21 protein-coding genes are annotated in these 22944 nt (G+C 62.5%); 7 read left to right on the top strand and 14 right to left on the bottom strand.

The window, feature by feature from the left end; translation table 11 throughout:
* Positions 1-68: 68 nt before the first annotated feature.
* The 9 genes from CAL28_RS03250 to CAL28_RS03210 form a co-directional block, all read right to left on the bottom strand.
* Positions 69-1049 (bottom strand): Bug family tripartite tricarboxylate transporter substrate binding protein, encoded by a 981-nt coding sequence (locus CAL28_RS03250; RefSeq protein WP_094839955.1) that lies wholly within the window; start codon positions 1047-1049, stop codon positions 69-71.
* Positions 1050-1150: 101 nt separating this feature from the next.
* Entirely contained in the window at positions 1151-2038 is an 888-nt protein-coding gene (locus CAL28_RS03245; RefSeq protein ID WP_094839954.1) for a LysR family transcriptional regulator, read from the bottom strand.
* Between the two features lie 90 nt (positions 2039-2128).
* Positions 2129-3379 carry a cystathionine gamma-synthase family protein gene (locus CAL28_RS03240; RefSeq protein ID WP_094839953.1) on the bottom strand — a complete coding sequence of 417 codons (1251 nt, stop codon included), beginning with the start codon at positions 3377-3379 and terminating at the stop codon, positions 2129-2131.
* Positions 3380-3628: 249 nt separating this feature from the next.
* Entirely contained in the window at positions 3629-3931 is a 303-nt protein-coding gene (locus tag CAL28_RS03235; RefSeq protein WP_094839952.1) for an EthD family reductase, read from the bottom strand.
* Positions 3932-4041: 110 nt separating this feature from the next.
* Positions 4042-4794 (bottom strand): SDR family oxidoreductase, encoded by a 753-nt coding sequence (locus CAL28_RS03230; protein WP_094839951.1) that lies wholly within the window; start codon positions 4792-4794, stop codon positions 4042-4044.
* Between the two features lie 162 nt (positions 4795-4956).
* Complete coding sequence (locus CAL28_RS03225; RefSeq protein WP_094839950.1) at positions 4957-5808, bottom strand: carbohydrate ABC transporter permease; 852 nt, start codon at positions 5806-5808, stop codon at positions 4957-4959.
* Positions 5808-6695: a carbohydrate ABC transporter permease gene (locus tag CAL28_RS03220; RefSeq protein ID WP_094839949.1), complete on the bottom strand. Its 888-nt coding sequence runs from the start codon at positions 6693-6695 to the stop codon at positions 5808-5810. Before CAL28_RS03220 ends, CAL28_RS03225 begins: the two co-directional genes overlap by 1 nt.
* A gap of 59 nt (positions 6696-6754) precedes the next feature.
* Entirely contained in the window at positions 6755-8008 is a 1254-nt protein-coding gene (locus tag CAL28_RS03215) for an ABC transporter substrate-binding protein (protein WP_094839948.1), read from the bottom strand.
* 136 nt (positions 8009-8144) lie between these two features.
* The gene (locus CAL28_RS03210) at positions 8145-9206 is read right to left on the bottom strand and encodes an ABC transporter ATP-binding protein (protein ID WP_094839947.1); all 1062 of its coding nucleotides are present in this window, start codon (positions 9204-9206) and stop codon (positions 8145-8147) included.
* A gap of 109 nt (positions 9207-9315) precedes the next feature.
* On the opposite strand from CAL28_RS03210, the gene CAL28_RS03205 reads away from it, so the two are divergent.
* The 6 genes from CAL28_RS03205 to CAL28_RS03180 all read left to right on the top strand — a co-directional run bounded on the left by CAL28_RS03205 (position 9316) and on the right by CAL28_RS03180 (position 15247).
* Positions 9316-9804: a MaoC family dehydratase gene (locus CAL28_RS03205; RefSeq protein ID WP_094839946.1), complete on the top strand. Its 489-nt coding sequence runs from the start codon at positions 9316-9318 to the stop codon at positions 9802-9804.
* A 102-nt stretch (positions 9805-9906) separates the two neighbouring features.
* Complete coding sequence (locus CAL28_RS03200) at positions 9907-10548, top strand: TetR/AcrR family transcriptional regulator (protein ID WP_094839945.1); 642 nt, start codon at positions 9907-9909, stop codon at positions 10546-10548.
* 206 nt (positions 10549-10754) lie between these two features.
* Positions 10755-12359 carry an acyl CoA:acetate/3-ketoacid CoA transferase gene (locus CAL28_RS03195; RefSeq protein ID WP_094839944.1) on the top strand — a complete coding sequence of 535 codons (1605 nt, stop codon included), beginning with the start codon at positions 10755-10757 and terminating at the stop codon, positions 12357-12359.
* Positions 12356-13174: a shikimate dehydrogenase family protein gene (locus tag CAL28_RS03190; protein ID WP_094839943.1), complete on the top strand. Its 819-nt coding sequence runs from the start codon at positions 12356-12358 to the stop codon at positions 13172-13174. The genes CAL28_RS03195 and CAL28_RS03190 overlap by 4 nt, the downstream gene beginning before the upstream one ends.
* Before the next feature lie 8 nt (positions 13175-13182).
* Positions 13183-14376 carry a dihydrodipicolinate synthase family protein gene (locus CAL28_RS03185; RefSeq protein ID WP_094839942.1) on the top strand — a complete coding sequence of 398 codons (1194 nt, stop codon included), beginning with the start codon at positions 13183-13185 and terminating at the stop codon, positions 14374-14376.
* Positions 14369-15247, top strand: coding sequence for a sugar phosphate isomerase/epimerase family protein (locus CAL28_RS03180; RefSeq protein ID WP_094839941.1), 879 nt, complete (start codon positions 14369-14371; stop codon positions 15245-15247). Before CAL28_RS03185 ends, CAL28_RS03180 begins: the two co-directional genes overlap by 8 nt.
* 67 nt (positions 15248-15314) lie before the next feature.
* Here the strand turns inward: CAL28_RS03180 and CAL28_RS03175 are convergent, their stop codons facing one another.
* From CAL28_RS03175 to CAL28_RS03165, 3 genes are all read right to left on the bottom strand, one after another.
* Positions 15315-16292 carry a Bug family tripartite tricarboxylate transporter substrate binding protein gene (locus CAL28_RS03175; protein WP_094839940.1) on the bottom strand — a complete coding sequence of 326 codons (978 nt, stop codon included), beginning with the start codon at positions 16290-16292 and terminating at the stop codon, positions 15315-15317.
* Between the two features lie 39 nt (positions 16293-16331).
* Positions 16332-17480: a mandelate racemase/muconate lactonizing enzyme family protein gene (locus tag CAL28_RS03170; protein ID WP_094839939.1), complete on the bottom strand. Its 1149-nt coding sequence runs from the start codon at positions 17478-17480 to the stop codon at positions 16332-16334.
* 113 nt (positions 17481-17593) lie between these two features.
* Entirely contained in the window at positions 17594-18568 is a 975-nt protein-coding gene (locus tag CAL28_RS03165) for a Bug family tripartite tricarboxylate transporter substrate binding protein (protein ID WP_094839938.1), read from the bottom strand.
* Between the two features lie 207 nt (positions 18569-18775).
* Here CAL28_RS03165 and murJ point away from each other — a divergent pair, with 207 nt between their 5' ends.
* The gene (murJ, locus tag CAL28_RS03160; protein WP_217906526.1) at positions 18776-20353 is read left to right on the top strand and encodes a murein biosynthesis integral membrane protein MurJ; all 1578 of its coding nucleotides are present in this window, start codon (positions 18776-18778) and stop codon (positions 20351-20353) included.
* Positions 20354-20459: 106 nt separating this feature from the next.
* Here murJ and CAL28_RS03155 read toward each other — a convergent pair whose 3' ends face one another.
* Together CAL28_RS03155 and CAL28_RS03150 are read right to left on the bottom strand one after the other, a co-directional pair.
* Entirely contained in the window at positions 20460-21734 is a 1275-nt protein-coding gene (locus CAL28_RS03155) for a serine aminopeptidase domain-containing protein (protein WP_254925967.1), read from the bottom strand.
* 166 nt (positions 21735-21900) lie between these two features.
* Positions 21901-22800 carry a LysR family transcriptional regulator gene (locus CAL28_RS03150; RefSeq protein ID WP_094839937.1) on the bottom strand — a complete coding sequence of 300 codons (900 nt, stop codon included), beginning with the start codon at positions 22798-22800 and terminating at the stop codon, positions 21901-21903.
* Positions 22801-22944 lie beyond the last annotated feature (144 nt).

Genomic DNA, 22944 nt, shown 5'->3' with positions numbered 1-22944 from the left:
TGATCTGTCCTCTGCGCGGCGGCGGGGTCCACCCCAGCCGCGGGCGTTCAGAGGATCACTAAGCTTCGCTACTCGAGCGTGATGTTGTTGCGCCGTATCACTTCACCCCAACGGGCGCTGTCGGCATCGAGCATCTGCTTGAACTCCGCAATGGAGGCCGGCGCCACTGTCGCGCCCAGGGCGGCGTGCTTCTTGATTACGGCGGGATCGGCCAGCACCGCATTGATCTCGCGATTCAGCCTGTCCACGATGGCTGGCGGCATATTCGCCGGACCGACGACGCCGCCCCAGGTTTCCATCTCCAGCGCCGGATAACCCGCCTCGCGGATGGTGGGCACATCGGGAAGCATGGGGGAACGAGTCGGGCCGGTGATGGCCAATGCGCGAATGCGGCCCGCGCGCGCCTGCGGCTCCATGGATGTGAAGTTGCTGAACATCATCTGGATCTGCCCGGTCGACAGATCGAGTTCGGCCGCGGGCGCGCTCTTGTAGGGCACATGGATCAGTTGCGCGCCGGACAGATTCGCGAACAACGCACCGAGCACATGCAATGCGGTGCCGGTACCGGTGGAGCCGTAGAACACTTCGTTGGGGTGCGCCTTGGCATAAGCCACCAGCTCGGCGACGGTCTTGACCGGAAGCTTGGGACTGACGCCCAGCAGATTCGGCTGTGTCCATTGCTTCGCAATGGGCGTGAAGTCTTTATCGGGGTTATAGGGAAGCGACTTCGCCGTCAACGCGGTGACGGTGTATGTCGCCAGGTTGGCGTTGCCGATGGTGTAGCCATCGGGGGCCGCCTTGGCGACGGTATCCAGACCGATGGCACCGGAGGCCCCCGGCTTGTTTTCGATGATGACGGGCTGGCCCAACCGCTTTCCCAGCCCCTCGGCCAGCACCCGTGCCGTGCCATCCGCGGCACCGCCCGCGGCGGCATTGACGATGAACCGGATGGGCCTTTCGGGCCACTCGGCCTGCGCCGCCGGCGCGGCGAAGATCACCCCCATTGAAGCCGCGACGATCCACGGCCGACACGCGATGCTCCAGGACATCAGGATTCCCCCTTGAAATTTATAGAGGCTCCATCCTAAAAAGGCATTGCCCTGGCATCCATGGATGCCAGGACATCGACCCATACCTGGATGTTATGTTTTCAGCCGTGCGCCGCGGCGACAAGCCGGATAAGTTCGCGCGCCGGCTCCGACAAACGCGTGTCGCTCATCGCCGTCGCGTAGACGGTGTAGGCCATGGATGGCCGCAGCGGCAGGGTCAGGCCGCCGCGCTCCCGGTGCTTGATACCCGTCAAGCGATCCACGACGGCGACGCCTAGGCCTTCCAGGCACAGATCGCTGATGGACTGGAAGAGCGAGGCTTCGGCCATGGCATCGACCCGCACGTCGTTCGCCCGAAGCCAGGCATCCAGGCGCGGGCGAAACGTGCCGGTCGGGGCTATGAAGGGCAAGCGGCCCAGCTCTTCCACGTCCACGTGCGTCGCCCCCGGCGCCAGCCACGCGGATGTGCCGATGCAAACGCAATCCGCGGAAAACTCCGCGACCGTCTCCACTCCCCCCAGCGAGAACGTATCGCCGGTCAATCCTATGTCGGCCTGCCGCGTCTTGACCTGGCGCGCCACGTCGACGTACGAACTGACCTGCAGGCTGATCAGGACATCGGGGAACTTGCGTCTGAGCTGCGCGACAACCCTGGGCATGATCGAATGCCCGATCGACGGGATGGCACAGATGCTCAGCTGGCCCAGCTTCTGCTTGCGAAGCTGGGCGGAAAAATCGACGATCTGCTCCAGGCCCAGGAAAGACTGCTGCACCTTCGCCATCAGGGCATGCGCTTCATCCGTGGGCTTGACCGTGCGTCCGCTCTTGGCGAACAGCGGGAAGCCTATCGATTTCTGCAGACCGGCAAGCAGCCGGCTCATTGCCGGCTGCGATATCCCGAGCGCGTCGGCGCCGGCACTGACACCGCCGTGCTGCATGGCGGCCTGGAAGGCCTCGATCATCCGGTGGGTGACATTCCGCTGGTTCATTTCGTTCTGGATAAGAGGGTGAATGACGCCGGGCACCGCGATCGCGCCAGAATTCCCGGCATTTTCTCATCCTCGACTAGCCCACGACGGTTATCGCCCCGCGGAGTCTCCGGAAAGCGCTTGCTCGAAGTCTTCAAGCAGGGCTGCCTCTTCTTCGAGCCCGACAGAGACTCGCACCAAGCCATCAGCTATCCCCATGTCCGCGCGAATCTCCGGCCCGGCTTCCCAATAGATCGTTGGTGCCACAGGGATGACAAGGCTGCGGGTGTCACCCAAGCCTGTCGCTTTGACGGGGATGTGCAGGCGGTTCAGGACCTGCAGCATTGTGCTGACCTGCTTAATCTCGAACGACAACAGCCACGATGGCGCAGCGAAGAGCCGGCTGGCGATACGGTACTGAGGGTGAGATGCCAGACCGGGATAATGGACTGCCTGCACGGCGGGATGGTTCTGCAGGAAGGACGCCAGTGACATCGCGGTCTTGCTGCTCTGCTGGTTCCGTAACGTAAGGGTCTCCGCGCCGATCGCGATTTGGTGAGCTTGCTCGGACGACAACGATGCTCCCATATCGCGCAGCGCCTTTTTGCGTACCTGCACAAGCCCCCACCCTGCGGGATCGCCGCGGCGATATGCGGGGAAGATGTTCGGATAGTCGGCCCAGTCGAATAATCCGGTATCTGTAACGGTGCCGCCCAATGCCGCGCCGTGCCCTGCGATTGACTTGCTCAACGAATTGATCACCAGCCCGGCGCCCACGTCGCGGGGCCTGAAGAGCGCCGGCGATGTAATCGTGTTGTCGACGACATATAACAAGCCGCGCTGCCGGCAAAGCTCGCCAATCGCTTCAAGATCGGGGACCTGAGTGCCGGGATTGGCAATCGTCTCCACGAAGACCATGCGAGTGTTTGGACGCAGCGCGGCCTCGATAGCCGACGCCGAACTCGCATCCACCTTGCTTGTGGTGATGCCGAGATGTTCCAAGGTACCGAATAGGCTGTTCGTATTGCCGAATACGAACTTGCTGGACACCAAATGATCGCCAGTCTTCAACAACGAAAGGAACGTAGCGGCAATCGCTGCCATCCCGGAGCTAAAGCATACGGAGCCGCGCCCCTGTTCCAGCCGGGTTACCTTGGCCTCCAGTGCGGCAGTGGTCGGTGTACCCTGGCGTGCATAGTTGAAGGAATTCTTTGCCGTCCCCTGGAACACGCCGATGAGGTCTTCCACCCGCTCGTAACCGAATTGGGTCGACGTATGAATTGGCGCGCGAATAGCGCCGTGCTCCACGCCTGCCCAAGGATCGGAATGCACGATGGCCGTGGTTATTCCTTGCTCTTTCAAGGTCGCTCCTTGCTTCCCTCTGTATTACCCAACGCCGACTTCGGCTGGGCGTCGCAATAGGTCGGCGGATATTATCCATCCGTTGCGCCAATAGCCGAAATTGGGAGGCATGGGCCATCTTGCCGCGGCTGCAGATAGGGCGCGGTCGTCGAGGTTTCAGGCGCGGCCGTAGAATGACGTGTCAAAGTCCCGCGTCAACGCGGGCTCCAACGGGTCAACGCTCGGCGCAGATTGACACCGTCGCGATCCTCAGAACTCCATGAAAAGACTGCGCAACACGACAGGCGCATCGGTGAAATTCTTCACGTCGTCCATCACCTGCTGTGTCTGTTGGCTCGCCAGGGCGTCAGATACCCCTTGTGCCGAGGAAAACGTATATACACCAATGGATTTCCAGTCGCCGGCTTCGGAGTACGGGAAGAAAGCCTCGGCAGACTGAAGTCCATACTGCGCCCAGCACGCCTTTGCCAGCTTGAGATGCTCGTTCGCGTAGTAGTCGCGATCGAATCTTACGCTGGCGTCGCCAGCACAAACCACAATCATCGTCGTCATGCTCTCTTCCTCTACGGTATGCGACAGCTTCTTCTAGCAAGACTATCCGTCCATGCGATCGGTCGAAGAAGCGCTGTGCAAGACAGATCGAAACAGTTGCTCTGGGTAATTCAGGCGTTTATGCCGCCATCGACAAGAATGCCCGAACCGGTAACATAGGCCGCGCCAGGTCCGGCGAGGAAGGCAACGGCCTCGGCGACCTCCCGGGCCTTACCGTAGCGGGCAATAGACAGGCTCGGAAGGATAGAAGGCGCGAGAGGCCCATCGGCAGGATTCATGTCGGTGTCGATCGGGCCGGGGCGAACCAGATTCACGGTAATGTCGCGAGGGCCCAGTTCACGGGCGAGACCGCGGGTGAAGCTCTCCATTGCCGACTTGGTGGCCGCATAGACCGCTATACCGGCGAACGGGACAGACAGACCCGCATTGCTGCCAATGGTGATGACACGGCCGCCATTCGGGATGTGTCGCAGCGCCGCCTGGGTGGTCACGAAAACACCGCGCACATTGACGTTCAACTGCAGGTCTATCTCTTCCAGCGACTGGGCGGCAAAGGGACCCGGAATCAGGACGCCGGCATTGTTGACCAGGATGTCAAGGCCGCCGAGGTCGGCGACAGTCTGTTCAACCGCTGTCTTCGCAGCATCGGGGCTGGCTGCATCGGCTTGAATGGCGACGGCCTTGCGGCCCAGAGCGCGAATCTCAGCGACGAGAGCCGCGGCCTTTTCTGCCGATTTCTCGTATGTGATAGCGACGTCCGCGCCGTCTTCGGCCAGCTTAAGCGCGATGGCCGCGCCGATGCCACGCGCTGCACCGGTAACAAGCGCTCGCTTACGAGCGAGACGAAGAGGGGTTATGTCCATAGCAGTATTCTGAGTGCTTACTTATTTATGTATCGATCGATACATAAATAGTAGCGGCATCGCTGGCCGAGCGCAAGCGCGCTTGGTTCGGAGAGCACAACGTGCCGCGAATCCAGCCGAATAGTCGACGGGGTGGAGTGCGCCCGCCCCGGAAGTCGCCGGTTATCCCCGCACCGCGCCTGCTGTCAGCCCCGCCACGAAGTGCTTCTGCATGAAGAAGAACAACGCGACAGGCGGCAATGCGGCAAACAGCGCGCCGGCCGATATCAGGTTCCAGGCCGTCAGCCACTCCCCCTTCAAACCCGCCAGGCCCAGCGTCAACGGCTTGGCCGCATCGCTCTGCACCAGCACGAGCGCCCAGAAATAGTCGTTCCAGACAAAGGTGAACACCAGGACCGCGACACCTGCCAACGCCGGTCGCACCAGCGGAATAACGATGGTACGCAGGATCTGGAATTCGCTGACGCCCTCGATGCGTGCCGCCTCGAACAGCTCCTCGGGCAGCGCGGCAATGAAGTTGCGCAGGAACAGCGTGGCGAACCCGGTCTGGAAGGCGGTATGGAAAAGGATCAATGCCCAGATGCTGTCGTACAGCCCGAGATGCACGACCAGGTTGCGCACGGGGATCATCAGGATCTGGTACGGAACGAAGTTCCCGGCGATGAACATGGCGAACAACCACGTCCTGCCGCGGAAGCGGTATTTGCCCAGGGCCACGCCCGCCAGCGTCGACAGGACCAGCACCAGGAACACGGTCACGCCGGTCACAAGCAGGCTGTTCACGAAGAACGTGCCCATCGGCGACGACGCGAATACCTCGTGGTAATTCGATAGCAACGAAAACTGGCTGGGCCAGCCCCAGTAGTTACCCGACAGCAGGTCGCCTTGCGAGCGCAACGCGGTCATCATCACGGCAAGCAGCGGCAGGATCCAAACCAACAGCGCAATGTATAGCGCAACGCGGTAGGCCAGGCGCTGGCCAGGCGGACGATCGGCAATGGGCGACGGATACATCAGAGCTGCTCCCGGGCTTCGTTGCGCAAGGTGTACCGCAGGAACAAGGCGATGTAGATGCTCATAATCAGGAACAGCACGGTAGCGATGGCCGCGCCGTAGCCCGCGCGGAAACTGAAAATCGTCGTGTCGTACATCTGGTAGGCCAGTACCGTCGACGAGCCGTAGGGGCCGCCCTGCGTCATCACCGCGATCATGTCGAAGTTGCGCAGCGACATGATGACCGTAATGATGACCGCAACGAACGTCACTGAATGCAGTTGCGGCAGCACGATGTGGCGGAACAGGCGCCATCCGGAGGCGCCGTCCATCTTCGCCGCCGCGATCAGCTCATGGTCGATCTGTGAGAGACCGGCCAGGAACAATACCAGGCAGAATGCGATCTGCGACCAAAGCGCGGCGATGATGATGCCGAGCGTCACGAAATGCTCGTCCGAAAGAATCGCGAGCGGCTGCAGGCCAAGCGCCTTGAACGCCAGCGCCAGCAAACCGAAAGTCGGATCGTAGAACCAGGTGAATACCACGCCGATGATCACGTGCGCCAGCACAAGCGGAATGAAGAACATCGACTTCACGAAGCGCATCTCGGGCAGCTTCTGGTTCAGGAACAGCGCCAAGGCCAGGCCGAAGACGGGCGCAAGCAGGAATAGGACCAGCCAGATGACATTGTTCTTCAGCGATACCCAAAACTGCGGATCGCTGAACAACTCGACATAGTTGCCCAGGCCCACCCACGTCTTGGGTCCCGTGCCGTCCCAGTCGAACAGGCTCAGCCAGATGCTCTGCACAATGGACGACACGATGACCAGCAGGAACAGGCCCGCCGGCAGCGCCAGCAGCAATAGCGGCGTTATCCAGGCCTGGTTGCGGCCCCAGAATTCTTTCATTGCAATCCCTGTGGCAACCTGCGCGAATGCAGGTTGCGCTGCGTGCCTGATGAATCGACTTATTGCTTGAAGATGCGCTCGCGGGCCTTTTCGAGGCGGTCGAGAATGGCATTCTCGCGGTCAGGATTTGCCAGGAATTCCTGGAATCCGCGCATGCCGATCTGCGCCATCTCCGGATCGGTGTCGCGATCATAGAACTGCGACGAACCCTTGGCCTGCTTCACGAGTTCGACCTGCGACTGGGCGAACGGATCGTCCGTGATCACCACATCGGTACGCGCCGGGATGACGGCGCCTGCCCTGGCGAACGCAAGCATGTTGTCGGGCTTGGCCAGGAAGGCGAGGAAACGCTTCGCCAGTTCCTTGTTCTTCGCACCTTCGGGGATGCCCACGCCATTGATGGACAGCTCCTCGAAATTCGGGACCGACGGGTCCACGACGGGGAACTTGAAGAAGCCGATATTCCCGTGCACATCCTTGGGCAGCGAGGTCAATACGTAGGGGCCCAGCAAATACATGGCCGCCTTGCCCTGCGCCAGGAAGGGAATGGCTTCCTGCCATCCGTACGAGCTGGCGTTTTCCTGGAAATAGCCCTTTTTCACCGCATCACCCCACATGCCGAAGACTTTCTTCACGCGAGGGTCCGTGTACTTCTCTTTGCCGTCCATCAGGCGCATGTGGAAATCCAGGCCGTTCACGCGCAGGTCAAGGTAATCGAACCACAGGTCGTTGGCCCAAAGGTCGCGGGTACCGATGGTGAATGGCGTAACGCCGGCCGCCTTCAACTTCGCGGCAGCCGCCATCAGCTCGTCCCACGTCTTGGGAGGCGCAATGCCGGCGCTCTCGAACACCTTCTTGTTGTAGAAGAATCCCCAAGTCGTAAGATTGGTCGGCATCATGTACATCTTGCCGTTGTCGCTGACTGCCGACAGGAACGGCTTCATCGGCTCGTTCAGCTTATTCTCGGAGAAGAACCCCGTCAGGTCCGCGAAGAGATTGCGCTTGGTGAAGGCGCGCATGCGCGCCCCCGTGAACCAGAAAGCCAGGTCCGGCGGGCTCGTTACCAGGAAGTTTCGGATCGAGGTCTTATAGGACTCGACATCGCTATAGTTGACGTTGACCTTGACCCCGGGGTTGGCCGCTTCGAAATCCGCGACGATCTTGTTGAAGGCGTTCTTTTGGCCGGTACCGCTGCGGTCCGTGTTGATGGTAAGCGTCTGATCCGCATGTGCCTGCATACTGCAGAACATCGCCGATGTGGCCAGTGCTGTCCCCATCAGCCATGCACGGATGGAAGAACCATGCTTGAACATTGTTGTCTCCTCGCTGGGAAGTATTGGTCTGTACTGGCTCGTACACCAGCTTGCCGTGTATGAGCGAAGAATAAACTTACTTATCGAAAAGTCAATACTTAAACTTACTTACTACTAAGTATTTTCCTGGAGGAGATCAGGCACCCTTGGGCAGCCTCTGTCCGCTCTTCTCGTCGAACAGATGGATCCTGCTCACATCGGGCAGAATGCGCAGCTGGCTGCCCGGCTCAGGCAGCAGGCGATCCCGAAACAGGCAGACGATTTCCTGCTTGCCGCAGTGCGTCATGATCTGGGTTTCCAATCCGGTCGGTTCGACAACCACGACCTCGACCGGCACGCCCTGGTCGGAGACGACGAAATGCTCCGGACGCACCCCGTACACGGCGCGTCGGCCTTCCTCCAGCCGGCGGTCGCCCAATGGCAGCGCCAGGCCGCAATCGGCGGCAAATACGCCATCGCGCGCCACACCCGGCAGGAAGTTCATGGCCGGCGAGCCGATAAAGCCCGCCACGAAGATGTTGGCCGGCTCGTCGTACAGGTGCAGGGGCGCGCCCGTCTGTTCGATCAGTCCGTCTTTCATGACCACGATCTTGCTGGCCATGGTCATCGCCTCGATCTGATCGTGGGTGACGTAGACGGTTGTGGTCTTCAGCCGTTGGTGCAGCTCCTTGATCTCTGCCCGCATCGCCACCCGCAGCTTGGCATCCAGATTCGACAGCGGTTCGTCGAACAGGAAGACCCTGGGATTGCGCACCAACGCCCGCCCCATCGCCACGCGCTGCCGCTGGCCCCCGGACAGCTGCCTGGGATAGCGGTCCAACAGTTTCTCCAGGCCCAATATATGCGCCGCGCGCTGCACGGCCTCGTCCATCTGTGCCTTGGGTGCGCGCCGCATCTTCAGCGAGAACCCCATGTTCTCCGCGACGGTCATATGCGGATAGAGCGCATAGTTCTGGAAGACCATGGCGATATCGCGATCCTGCGGCGGCAGGTCGTTGACCGCCTTGCCGTCGATGCGGATCTCGCCGCCAGAGGCCTTCTCCAGGCCCGCCAGCGTCCGCAACAACGTCGACTTGCCGCAACCCGAAGGCCCGACGAGGATGACGAACTCCCCGTCCTCGATGTCGATGGATACGCCGCGCAGGATATGCGCTTCGCCGAAACTCTTGCGCACATCGACAATCTTTACCGATGCCATTGTCTACCTCCGTTCTACGGCTTTTATGCTTGCCCCGTCCCTTGCACGGGCTAGTATACTTACTTATCGATAAATATGTATTATAAGACCGAGACGAGGAGAAATCACCATGCTCAATGAGGAACTTGTTCCTTCCCAGCCGCCGGGAAGAGAACTCGACGCCGGCGAATACGGCTACGACGCCCTGGAACCGGGGGATCACTATCGCACGGCCGGCATCACCATAACGGAATCGCACGTCGTCGGGTTCGCCGGCATTTCGGGCGACCTGTTCGATGTCCATATGGACGACGAATTCGCCCGCGAAGCTGGATTCAGCGGACGCATTGCCCACGGGCTGCTGGGCCTGGCCTTGGCGGATGGACTGAAGACGCGTTGCAAGGTGCGCCTGAAGGGCGTCGCCACGCTGAACTGGAACTGGTCATTCCGCGCCCCCCTGCTTATCGGCGACAGGATACACGCGCGACTGGCCGTCAAGGCCAAGCGCCCCACCCGCAAACCTGGACGGGGCATCGTGACGCTGGAGATGAAAGTACTCAACCAGCGCGGCGAAGTTGTGCAGGAGGGGGAAACCCAACTGATGATGGAATCCGCTTGAGTTGCTGTAGCATATCGGCTCACCACAACCACGTTTTTCCGCCAGAGGCCGACAGTGCCGAGAAAAAAGACCGCGAGCGGACCGGCAGCCGGGCAGCCGTTGATGCGCGACCGCATCAAAGAGGTCGCCACCGCTCTGCTCATTACGAACGGCTATAACGGGACGAGCTTTCGCGACATCGCGACCAGGCTCGATATCACCACGACGAATATCCACTACCACTTCGGCAACAAGCAGAGCCTGGTGGATGAAGTCGTCAAGGAATATGTCGATTCCGCGATCGAGCGTCATCGCGAGATCTGGTTGGACGAGAACCTGTCGCTGCCGGAGAAGCTGCACCGGGTCGTGGAGTACAACCATTCCCGCTACAAGCGTTTCAATCGCACCGGCCAAGGTGGAAAATCCTGGAGCCTGATCGGCCGTCTGCGCCTGGAAAACGAAGTGCTCAGCGACGCCGGCCGCGCCGATCTGGAACGCTTCACCGATTCCATACACGAGGCCATCCAGTCCGCCGTCCAGCAGGCCTCGGACAGCGGAGAACTCCGTGCCGATACGCCACGCGACGACCTGGCATTCCTGCTGATCAACATCGTCAACAGCTCCTCGGTGTTTACGCAGGGCACCGGCGGCTTCGATCGGCTGGAGTTGTTCTTCGGCGCGTTCTCCCGCGTCATGTTGTCCGCCTATGCGGGCAAGCAGCCCGCCGCCAGGAAGAAGGCCTCTACGAAGGCCGCACGCACCTGACACCCACGGGCCCCACGGGCCGCCCGGCAAGGCCAGCATCATAGGGATGGCCCTGGGCACCCCGCGTCTGGCGTCCCGTATCCGAGCCCTGCCGTTCCCGGCGCCAACGCGCGCCGACACTGCCCATCCCGCATCAGTCGACTTATTGACGTATCAGTAAGTTGGCAGTACGCTTGCCACGACCGATTCCAAGCAGGATGGAGACCATGCAAGTCATAAGTGCCGATCAGGCCGCACAGCTCGTTCGCGACGGCGACACCATACTCATCGGCGGCTCGGGTTCCGGCCACGCCATCCCCGAGTCGTTGATCGAAGCGGTGGAACGCCGCTTCCTTGCCAGCGCTCAACCGCGCGATATCACGTCGCTGCACCCGGTGGGCCTGGGCGACCGCAACCAGCGCGGTGTTTCGCATTTCGGCCATCCGGGCCTGCTCAAGCGCATCGTCTGTGGAACCGTGGTCGACGCCCCATCCGTGGCTGCCATGGCCGCGCGTGACGAGATCGAGGCATACACCCTGCCGCAAGGCGCCTTGTCGCAACTGATGCGGGAAATCGCCGGCGGCCGGCCTGGATTAATGACGCACGTAGGCCTGCACACATTCGTGGATCCCCGGATCGCCGGCGGCAAGCAAAGCGCGAAATGCCAGGAGGATCTCGTCGAGCTCGTGGATTTCAAGGGCCGGGAGTGGCTGTTCTACAAACCTTTCCAGATCGACGTCGCCTTCCTGCGCGGCACCACCGCGGACGAGGACGGCAATATCTCGATGGAAGACGAAGCCATCTTCGGCGAGATGCTATCGATGGCGCAAGCCACGCGGCGCTGCGGCGGCGTGGTCATCGTGCAGGTCAAGCGCCTTGCCCAGCGCGGCGCCCTACCCGGCAAGACCGTGAAGATACCCGGGATGCTGGTCGACGCCGTCGTGGTCGAGCCTAACCAGTGGCAGACCTACCAAACGGACAACGATCCCGCGTTTTCCGGACAGATGCGCATCCCGCTGGGGTCCTTTCCGCAGCTGCCGCTGGACGAGCGGAAAATCGTCGCGCGCCGCTGTGCCCTGGAGCTGCGCGACGGCGCGGTGTGCAATGTCGGCTCCGGCATTTGCACCGGCATCGGCATCGTCGCTGCCGAAGAGAAGCTTCTGGATCGCATCATCCTGACCAACGAACAGGGCCTGACCGGCGGTGCCCCGGCCAACGGCCTCGATGCAGGTGCAGCCCGCAACTACTGGGCGATGATCGACCAGCCCTATCAGTTCGACTTCTATGACGGCGGCGGCCTGGACATCGCTTTCCTGTCGGCGGTCGAAGTGGATGCCCGCGGCAGCGTGAACATCAGCCGTTTCGCCGGACGCGTTATCGGCATCGGCGGTTTCGTCAACATCAGCCAAAACGCCAAGAAGATGGTGTTCGGTGGCACGTTCACCGCAGGCGGCCTGAAGATACAGACCGGCGACGGTAAGCTGACAATCCTGAACGAGGGCAAGCACTCGAAGTTCGTAAAGGAGTTGGAGCAGACCAGCTACAGCGGTCCTTATGCACTGGAACGCGGCCAGGTCACGGTCTTCGTTACCGAGCGCGCGGTCTTCCAGAACACCGCCGACGGCCTGGAACTGATCGAGATCGCGCCGGGTATCGACCTGCAGCGCGACGTCCTGGATCAGATGGCCTTCCGGCCGCGCATCGCCGCGAATCTGCGCACCATGGATGAACGCCTCTTCCGCCCTGGCCCCATGCACATTGCCGGCGAGATGCCCGCGCAAGGGCCGCGCCACCACCCCCGCGTCGCCGCGCTGACCGGAGCGCATGCGTGAGTACGACGCAGGTGACGCCCGCCTTATCGGGCACGACACGGCTCTATGCCATCATTGGCGATCCGATCGCACAGGTCGGCTCGCCGCGCCTGTTCAATGCCGCGTTCCGCGCACGTGGCATCGATGCGGTGCTGGTGGCGATGCACGTGGCGCCCTCCGACCTTGGCGGCATGATCGCGAACTTCCGCGCGATAAAGAACTTTGACGGTCTTATCGTCACGGTGCCGCATAAAATCCAGGTAACGGGCTTGATCGATAGGCTCGGCGGAAATGCCGCGCGCCTGGGGGCGGTCAATACGATACGCAAGCTGCCCGACGGCGGACTGCTGGGCGACAACTTCGACGGTACGGGCTTCGTGCGCGGCCTGGCCGCGCGCGGCATCGAGCTTGCCGGCAAGAAGGTGCTGGTGATCGGCGCCGGCGGCGCCGGCTGCGCGGTGGTGAATGCCATCGCCGACCAGCGCGCGGCACAGATCGGCGTATTCGATGTCGACCAGAAGCGTTGCCACGAACTGATCAGGTCGGTAAGGTTGCACGTGCCCAGCGTGCATATCGAAGCCTGCGATCCCGTAGCCGCGGGGTTCGACGTTATCGTCAACTGCACCTCCGTCGGCATGAAGCACGGCGACCCGCTGCCGGTCGACATCTCCGGGCTCGACGCGCAAACCGTGGTCGCGGACATCATCCTGAAGCCCGTCCGCACCCCTTTGCTCGAAGCTGCGGCCCGGCTCGGCTGCATCACGCACGAAGGCCCCGCTATGCTGGAAGGACAGGTCGACGCCGTGATGGATTTCTTTTTCCCTACGTCTCCATAGGCACCCGCATGACGCTGACACTGAAACTCCCCCGCTCGAACGGCGTGCTGGAGAACTATCGGTTAAGCGGCCGCACCGCTGGCACCGGCAGCACGGAAGTCGGCCGTTTCAATCGGCTCGCCTATTCGGCGGCACACGTCGTCGCCGATCCCCTCGCCGATATCGATCCTTCGAGTCGCTGCGCGCTGGACTGGGATGCGACGATGGCCTACCGGAAGCGCTTGTGGAGTCTGGGCCTGGGCGTCGCCGAGGCAATGGACACGGCGCAACGAGGAATGGGACTGGACTGGCCCACATCGCTGCAACTCATCGATTACACGTTGCAGGCGGCCCGCGACGTGCCCGGGGCCGATGTCGTGTCCGGCTGCGGCACGGATCATCTGCCGCCGGATGCGGCTCGGGGCATCGACGACGTGATCGCAGCCTACGAACTGCAAATGGACGCGATCGAGAAGCTGGGCGGCCGCCTTATCATCATGGCCAGTCGCGCACTGGCGCGTGTCGCGAAGACACCGGACGACTATCTGCACGTGTACGACCGCATCCTCTCCCAGTCGCGTGAACCGGTGGTGCTCCACTGGCTGGGCGAAGCTTTCGATCCGGCGCTCGCGGGCTACTGGGGCACGGCGGACCTGGACGAAGCCATGGATCACGCGATAGCCGTCATCGCGGCGCACCCCGACAAAGTCGCCGGCATCAAGATCTCGCTGCTGGACAAGGACAAGGAAATCGCCATGCGGCGCAGGCTGCCGGCCGGCGTCCGGATGTTCACAGGCGACGATTTCAACTATGCCGAACTCATCGCCGGTGACGGCCAGGGCAGCCTGCCGAATCACGGCCACAGCGACGCGCTGCTCGGCATATTCGATGCCATCGCTCCCGCGGCGAGCGCCGCGCTGGCCGCGCTTGGCGCAGGCGACGAGGCGCGCTTCAAGGCCATCCTGGAACCCACGGTCGCGGTCTCGCGCCACATTTTCCAGGCGCCCACCCGTTTCTACAAAACCGGCATCGTTTTCCTGGCATGGCTGAACGGCCATCAATCGCACTTTTCAATGGTGGGAGGCCAGCAGAGCATGCGCAGCCTTCCCCACCTGGCCCAGCTGCTGCGCCTGGCCGACAATGCCAACCTGCTGGAGAACCCGGACCTGGCCGCACATCGCATGCGTGTCCTGTTGGCTTCGTACGGCATCGGCGATGCGTGACTTCTCGGCCGACCTTCGCTGGCTATCCATCAACACGGCTACCGTGCGGGCCCAGTGGCCGCTCGATCGCATCATCCAGGAATGCGCCCGTCGCGGCATCACGACGATCAGCCCCTGGCGCGACCAGGCCGCGGCGATCGGACTGGATACTGCCGCGCGCTGCCTGGTCGAAAACGGTGTAGGGTTGTCAGGCTATTGTCGCGGCGGAATGTTTCCGGCGGTGGATCGTGCGGGCCGTCAAGCCGCCATCGACGATACGCGCCGTGCCATCGACGAGGCCCGCATGTTGGGCGCGCCCTGCCTTGTGCTGGTCGTGGGCGGCCTGCCGGGCGCGCTGGCGGGTACCGCCATGCACAGGGACATTGCGTCGGCACGCCATGATGTCGTGGACGGCATCGCCGCCGTCCTGCAACACGCGCGCGACGCGAACATCCCCCTGGCCATCGAACCGCTCCATCCGATGTATGCCGCCGACCGCGCCTGCATCAACACCCTGGAGCACGCCCTGGATATCTGCGATGCACTGGATCCGCCGACGGAAGACACGACGCGCCGCATCCTGGGCGTGGCGGTCGATGTGTACCACGTCTGGTGGGATCCCAAGCTGGAACAGCAGATCCACCGTGCAGGAAGCGACCGGCTGCTTGCTTTCCATGTATGCGACTGGCTGCTGCCCACCCGGGACCTGCTGAACGATCGCGGCATGATGGGTGACGGCATCATCGACATCCGCCGCATCCGCGCGGCCATGGAAGCCGCCGGCTACCGGGGGCACGCCGAGGTGGAGATCTTTTCATCGACCAACTGGTGGAAACGTCCTGGCGGCGAGGTGCTCGACACCTGCATGGAACGATACCGCAGCGTGGTTTGACCGGGCTTGGCTGCCCCGCCGCGGAACGTCCCCCGGTGTTAGCTCCGCCGGACGGTGCCGAATTCAGCTATTGGATCTTTATATCCGCGCGCTGGATCAAATCCCCCCACTTCTTGATCTCGGTGGAGACCTGTTGGGCGAACTGTTCAGGTGTGCCGCCGACGGGCTGCACGCCCTGCTTGGCGAAACGCTCGCGGACCGCCGGATCCTGCAGCATGCGTCCAAGCTCCCGATTCAATTTCTCGACGATCGGCTTGGGCGTGCCCGCCGGGGCCTGTATGCCGAACCATACCGTGACTTCATATCCCCGCACGCCCGATTCGTCGACCGTGGGAATGTCCGGCAACATCGGCGACCGCTTCAGGCCCGTCGTCGCCAGGGCGCGAAGCTTGCCCGCCTCTATCTGCGGATAGACGTTTGGCACGTTGTCGAACAACATGTCCGTATCGCCGCCGAGCAGCGCCGTCACCGCGGGCGCACTTCCCTTGTAGGGGATATGCGTCATCTTGACGCCCGTCATCGAATCGAAAAGCGCCATCGATAAATGATTGGAGGAACCCGATCCGGTGGAGGCGTAGTTGATCTTGCCCGGATTCTTCCTGGCGTCATCGATCACGTCCTGCACGGTCTTGTATTTCGAATCGGCTCGCACCACCAGCGCATTCTGCGTGCTACCCGCCCAGATCACGGGAGCGAAATCCTTGACAGCGTCATAGGGCATCTTGTCCTGGTACAGACCCGGCAGCGCGGAAAACGGCAGCGGCGTCACGAGCAGGGTGTAGCCGTCCGGGGCGGCGCGCGCAACGATCGTGTTGCCGATCAGCGTGTTACCGCCCGGCCGGTTGTCCACGACCACCGACGTTTTCCAGTGCGTGCCAAGGTACTCGGCCGCCGTGCGGCCCAGCGTATCGTTGAACCCCCCCGGCGGATACGGCACCACGATGCGTATCTGCCTGTCAGGATAGGACTCGGCGGGATCGGCCGCGTGCGCCGACAGCGACAACAGAAGGCAGACAGCACCGGCAATAGTGCGCAGCAATTTCATCTTTGTCTCCTCGGGCCTTGGCGGCCTGTATTTTGTTGTTCAGAACTTCACGACATATCCAGGTCCATCGATGATTGGGTAACGCTTGAAAATATCCTCATCCACTTCCACGCCAAGCCCGGGGCCCGAGGGTGGTTCTACGCACCCGTCGGAACCGATCTCGAAGATGGTGCCGAACATGTCGCGGAAGGGATTGAACGCGGACACGCATGCTTCGAAGTAGCCCGCGTTCTCGGTCGCGGCCAGAAAATGCAGGCAGGCAGCGTGATTGAGACCGGTCGCCGAACAATGCACGTGGACCGGAATGCGGAAGGCCGACGCCATCGCGGCAATGCGCATACCCTCGGTCACGCCACCCGTCTTGGAGAGGTCGGGCTGCCAGACCTGGACGGCGCCGGCCTCCAGCATCTGGGCGAACTCGAAGCGCGTGTAGTGATTCTCGCCGGCGGCGATGGGTACCAGGGGCGTGATGGCGGCGGCCTGCCTGTACGAGGCGAAATCGTTGCAGGCGAACGGCTCTTCCAGCCAACCCGCCTGAATGTCGGCCAGCACCGGCAGGACACGGCGCGCCTGCGCGATGGTATATGCCGTGTTCGCATCCGTCAGGATATCGACCCCGTCGCCGAGCGTCTCGCGCACGCGACGCACTCGGGCGATATCGTTCTCTACGCTGTCGCCGATGCGCAGCTTGACCGCGCGATAGCCGCGCGCCACGTAGCCTTGCGCTTCCTCGGCCAGGGACTCCGGAGGCTGGTAGCCCAACGCGATCCCGCCGGCATAGGCCGGAATGCGTTTCCGCGCGCCCCCCATCAGCTCATACAAGGGCATTCCGGCCGCCTTGCCGCGTATGTCCCAAAGCGCCATATCGATACCCGAGTGCGCCATCGCCGCGCCGGCGCCCAGTCCATGGCTGGACAACTGCATGCGATGCACGCGCTGCCAAACGCCGATGACGTCCGTGGCATCCATGCCCACCAACAAGGGAGCCAGCGTGTTATGGATCAGGCTGACGATGGCGCCGGGACTACGTCCCGGATGGGATTCGCCATAACCGGTTATCCCTTCCGAAGTTTCGACCCGCACCACGATGGCATCGCGCTTGAGCGTGCTGCCTATGCCCATCATGACGGTCTTGCCCTCCGGCAATCGGTACGACAGTGGAACGGCGGTGATGCGCGTGATCTTCATGTCTCCTCCGTAGGATATGTGCCGATGTCGTGCCCGGACGTCTGGGCATCGCTCGGACGATCTGCTTGCGCCCGTGGCTTCTTTTTGGGACGGAGCCTTAAGGCGATACCACGTCAGTTGCTGGTGATATTGCGAGTCCTGACCAGATCCCCCCAGCGTTGGCGTTCCTGGTCCTCGAACTTCGCCAGGTCCTTGCCCGTCATGTCGCCGGTGGCCGCGCCAAGCGACTTGTACTGTTCCTTCACCGCATCGGTCCGCAACGCCTTTTGCACAGCGCTTATAAGCTTGTCACGGACATCGTCGGGGATGCCGGCGGGGGCATAAAGGGCGAACCAAGCCGTCACGTCCATATTGCCGATGCCGCTCTCCGACACCGTCGGCACGTCGGGCAGCGACGGCGACCGCTGGGCACTGGTAACCGCCAGCGCACGCACGCGCGTGCCATCCTTGAGTTGGCTGAACGTGCTGGGAAGGTTGTCCAGCAACACGTCGATCTGTCCGCCGATCAAGGCAGGCATCGCCGCGGAAACGCCACGGAACGGGACATGCAGCATCTCTATGCCGGCGATTTGCTCCAGGTAGGCACCCGTCAGGTGCACGGACGAACCGACGCCCGGCGAGCCGTACGACATCGGTTTACCCTTGCGGGCCTTGGCCTGCTCGACCAGGTCTTTCATTGATTTCAGGTTGGAGTCGGCGCGCACGACGATGACATTGGGCGTGGTCAACACCAATGCCAGCGGCGTGAAATCCTTCGCCGGATCGAAAGGCATATCCTTGTAGATGAACTGGTTGATCGCCTGCGTGCCGATGGTCCCCATCCCGATCGTGTACCCATCCGGCGGCGCCCGCTTGACCACGCCCATGCCGATGTTGCCGCCCGCGCCCGAGCGGTTGTCCACGATCAGCGCCTGGCCCAGGAAAGGCGCCATCGCCTGCGCGACGGTGCGCGCGGCGATGTCGGTCGTCCCGCCCGCCGGATAAGGTACGACAAGCGTCACGGGCCGTTCCGGATAACCGGACGCGGAGGCCGAACCGGCCACCGTCGCCGCCAGTGCGCATACCGCCGCCAACAGAGTGCACTTCATGCTTTTATCCCCCTAATGGAACTGGAATCACTGCGAAGGCCCCATCTTCTGCCCCGCGCTAGCTTAACCGTTGCGCGCGGCCTGTCATAGCGGCCGGCGGTCTCAAGCGAGCGAAGCGGGTTGGACTGACGCGCTTGCCGAGGCGCCTCGGCCGGAATGGCTGGGGGCACCGCTTTGCTAGAATCAGCCGATTTGCAGGGCGGATTCATGGGCAAGGATAGCAGCGGGCGCCACGCCTTGCTGGTGGCGGCCGGCATCCTGTGCAGCCGGTTGATGGGGCTGGTCCGCCAGCGGGTTTTCTCGCATTTTTTCGGGCTCTCCGACATCGCGGACGCCTTCAGTTCGGCGCTGCGCGTTCCCAACTTCCTGCAAAACCTCTTCGGCGAAGGCGTACTCTCGGCGTCCTTCATCCCCGTGTACGCGCGCCTGCTGGCGCAGGGCAAACAAAAAGAAGCGGACCAGGTAGCAGGCGCCGTCGCCGCCGCGCTTGCGCTGGGGATTTCCCTGATCGTGGTGGCCGGCATCCTGGCCACGCCCTGGCTGATATGGGCAATCGCACCCGGCTACGTCGGCGAAAAGCGCGAACTGACCATCCTTCTTGTCCGGATCCTGTTCCCCGGGACCGGACTGCTGGTCGGTTCGGCCTGGTGCCTGGGCATCCTGAACAGCCACCGCAGGTTCTTCCTGTCGTATTCGGCCCCCGTGATCTGGAACCTTGCCATGATCGTCACCATGGTGGTGTTCCGTCATTCCTCCCTGCCCGACCTGGCGGTCTGGCTGGCTTGGGGAACGACATTGGGTTGCCTGCTGCAGGTCGCCATCCAACTGCCACCGGTCCTTAAGCTGACCGGCACGCTGCCCCTGCGCCCGGACGGATCCAACGCCAATGTGCGCGAGGTCTTCCGCAACTTCGGCGCGGTCGTCATCAGCCGGGGCATCGTGCAGATCAGCTCGTACGTCGACCAAGCCATTTCCACCTTGCTGGGCGCGGGTGCCATGGCGGCCATGACCACCGCGGCCTCGATCAGCATGCTGCCCGTCAGCCTGTTCGGCATGGCCATATCCGCGTCCGAATTGCCGGCGATGGCCCGATCGCTGGGCAACGACGATAGCCCGGATGCCACCGCCGCCCTGCGCTTGCGCCTGAACCGCGGCATGCGCCGCATCGCGTTTTTCGTGGTGCCTTCCGCCATGGCTTTCTTCGTGCTGGGCGATGTCATTACGGCGGCGTTGTATCAGTCCGGCCGGTTCACGCACGACGATGCCGTGTTTGTCTGGGCCATCCTGGCGGGCTCGGGCGTGGGATTGCTGGCGTCCACGCTGGGCCGCCTTTACTCGTCCACCTACTACGCCTTGCTCGATCCGCGTACACCCTTGCGCTATGCGTTGGTGCGCCTGGTACTGACGATCGGATTGGGACTGATCTGCGCCCTCTATCTACCGCCGCTGCTGGGCATCGCGCCCCAATGGGGCACCGTGGGCCTTACCGCCTCTGCCGGGGTGGCGGGATGGATAGAGCTATTCCTGCTTCGCCGCACCCTGAACGGGCGGATCGGCGCCACAGGACTGCCGCGCTCCCTGCTTTACACGCTGTGGGGCGCCGCCGCGGCCTCCGCCGCGGCGGCATTCGGGATCAAGATCGCGCTCGGCTGGCAGCAGCCGATACTCCTGGGCATCGTCGTGCTGGGCGTCTACGGTTGCCTGTATTTCGCCATGACATACATCGCGAAGGTCGAGGAGTGCCGGACTTTCGTGCAGGGGTTCGCGCGACGGCTGAAACGATAATCGCAAGGGGACTCGCGAAGCGTACTAGGGGCCCCGCCCGCCGCCCAGCAGGCCGGACGAGCAACGATACCCAACGCCTCCCGCCTTTGGTGCGCCAGGCCTGGCATCACATCCCGTCAAACCACGATTTCCATTCAGGCACGGCATGCGCAAAGGTGCCGCGATGCGTGGTCGGCCCTGTGGAAATCGCTTCCACCAGCGCGTTGCCGGCGCCCAGCGCATGCTGGTAAGTCGCGGCCAACTGTCCCAGGCCCGTGCTGATCGCTTCGTCGCTATCCCCATAATAGTTGCGCACCGGCGTCTGGATGACCCATCGGTACGCCTGCGTCCTGGCGACCAGCCTTCCATAGGCAGAGGCGGCGAAGAACTTGGGGTTGAAATATTCGGCTCGAATGAGCTTGTGCAGGTCCGTCGGAACATCGGCGGGATCGAACGGTTCGCGCGCATAGGCCTTGCGCGACACTTCGTAGTAGGCCGGATTGATAAGCGAGCGGGCCAAGCCGGGTTCGCCGTAATAGTTCTCGAATGAAAAAGCCGACAGGATGAACAGGCTCGTCACCCAGCTGGCATCATTCGGCCGGGGGAAATTCAAGAAGCCGTTCAGTGCGACGAACACATCGACGGGCGCGCTGGCCGTGGCGGCCCCCTGCACTTTCACGCCGGCCGCTTCCAGCTTCTCCAGGAACACCATGGTCACGAAGCCGCCCTGGGACCATCCGGCCAGGAACAGCTTGCCGCTGCTGCGCTTGAGGTCCGCGAGCACGGCTTTGGCGGCCACCAACATGTCGTAGCTGGCCTGTTGATGACTGCCCTTGACCATATATCCTTCCGGCTCGGCCGAATCGCCCAGCCCGAAATAGTCGGCACCGATCACCGCGTACCCCTGCCCCGCGAACTGCGCAATCATCAGCTGCGTTTCGGGGGACTGCTCGGGATATGAGGGAACCTCGTGCTTGCCGTAGACGGTGCCGTGCTGATAGGACACCAGGGACAATGAAGCCTGCTCGATGTCCGGCACGGCAATCAGGCCCGTCGCGGTGGTAGGAAGATTGCCGCGCTCGGGAATAACGGACGCGTAGGTCACGCGATACAGATTCACCGCGTTGCGCGCCGGGGTGTATGTCACGTTCGTGCCGGCGAAACGGGGAGTATCGGTCTGCAGAATGCGATTGAGGCGATCGACGTCCCAGCGTGCCAGGAACTGGTAGCGCACGCCCGAGGGCAGCACGGCGCCCGCGACCAAGGCATTGGCGGGGGTGGATGTGGACGTGGGAGTGGTTGCCGTAACGGTGCCGGCGCTGGCCGTGGTGACCGTAGGCGTGGCGGAGGACGCCTGCGACGGTCCGCCCGGCAGGCCCGCCAGGATAACGCCCAAACTCAAGCAAATACGCGCTGCCAAACCGGTGGCGCGCCTGGGTACAACATGGCCCATCTGTATTTCCCCCCGAAAAGTTGCAAAGCAGCCGACGGCATTATCGAATAATCGGCCGACAGGCCTCGCCATAGTTTGATATATATCGGCTTCTCGTCAATCCATCAGCGATAGCTCACCGGGTCAGTTCCGGTTTTACGATCTCCATGATCCAGTCGACAAACGTCCTGACGGCCGGCGTAGCCTGCTTGTTAGGGTAGACGACCGAAACCGGCACGGGTGCGCATCGTACCCCGGCGAGCACTTCCTTCAGTCGCCCGCTGCGCAGGTACGCCGACACCGCGAATTCCGAAAGCTGTATCAAGCCCAGCCCCTCCAGGCCGCACTGCACGTAAGCCTCCGTCTCGTTGACGGAAAAGCGGCTCTGCATTGTCATGCTCACGTCTTCCTTGCCCACCCTGAAACGCCATTCGAAAGGCCGGCCCGTCACATTTGATACGTAGTTGATCGCGCGATGATCGCCCAGTTCGGATATCGCAATCGGCTCGCCGTGCTGCTTCAGATAACGAGGCGAAGCACAGGTCAGCCAATTGAGCTGGCCGAGGCGGCGAGCGACCAGCGTCGAATCGGCCAGGGCGCCGGTACGGACGGCGCAATCGATGCCTTCATAAACAAGGTCGGTAGGCCGGTCGCTTAGTCCAAGCACCAGCTCGATGTCGGGATAGCGCGTTTCGAATTCACTCAAGCGCGGCAAGACAATCGCTCGCCCGATGACGCCAGGCATATCGGCGCGAACCCGTCCGCGCGGAGCTTTACCAAGAGGCAATACCTGGCTTTCCGCATTCGCGATCTCCGCGAGGATGCCTTGGCACGACGCGTAGTAGCGCTCCCCTGCCTCGGTAAGACTCAGGCTGCGCGTGCTTCGGCGCAGCAGCGGCGCACCCAGATGCGCCTCCAGGTTTTTCACGATCGTCGTCACCGACGACCGGGGCATGGACAAAGTCTCTGCCGCCTTGCTGAAGCTTTGTGCCTCGACAACGCGCACAAACGTTGCCATCGCTTGAAGTTTGTCCATGGGTAGTGAGCATATCCAGTGCGTTCGTACAGGCCAGGCGGAACTGGGCTACATGTTATCAACTCAACCGCATATTGCATTTACGCTGGACGCTCCTGGCAACGCGGATCCGTTCGCGCGTATGTCCTGCGGATTTCCGCATGC

Source organism: Bordetella genomosp. 11 (assembly GCF_002261215.1).
Classification (GTDB): domain Bacteria; phylum Pseudomonadota; class Gammaproteobacteria; order Burkholderiales; family Burkholderiaceae_B; genus Bordetella_C.
The sequence above is the reverse complement of the archived record's forward strand: the minus strand, read 5'-3'. Positions and strand labels throughout refer to the sequence as shown.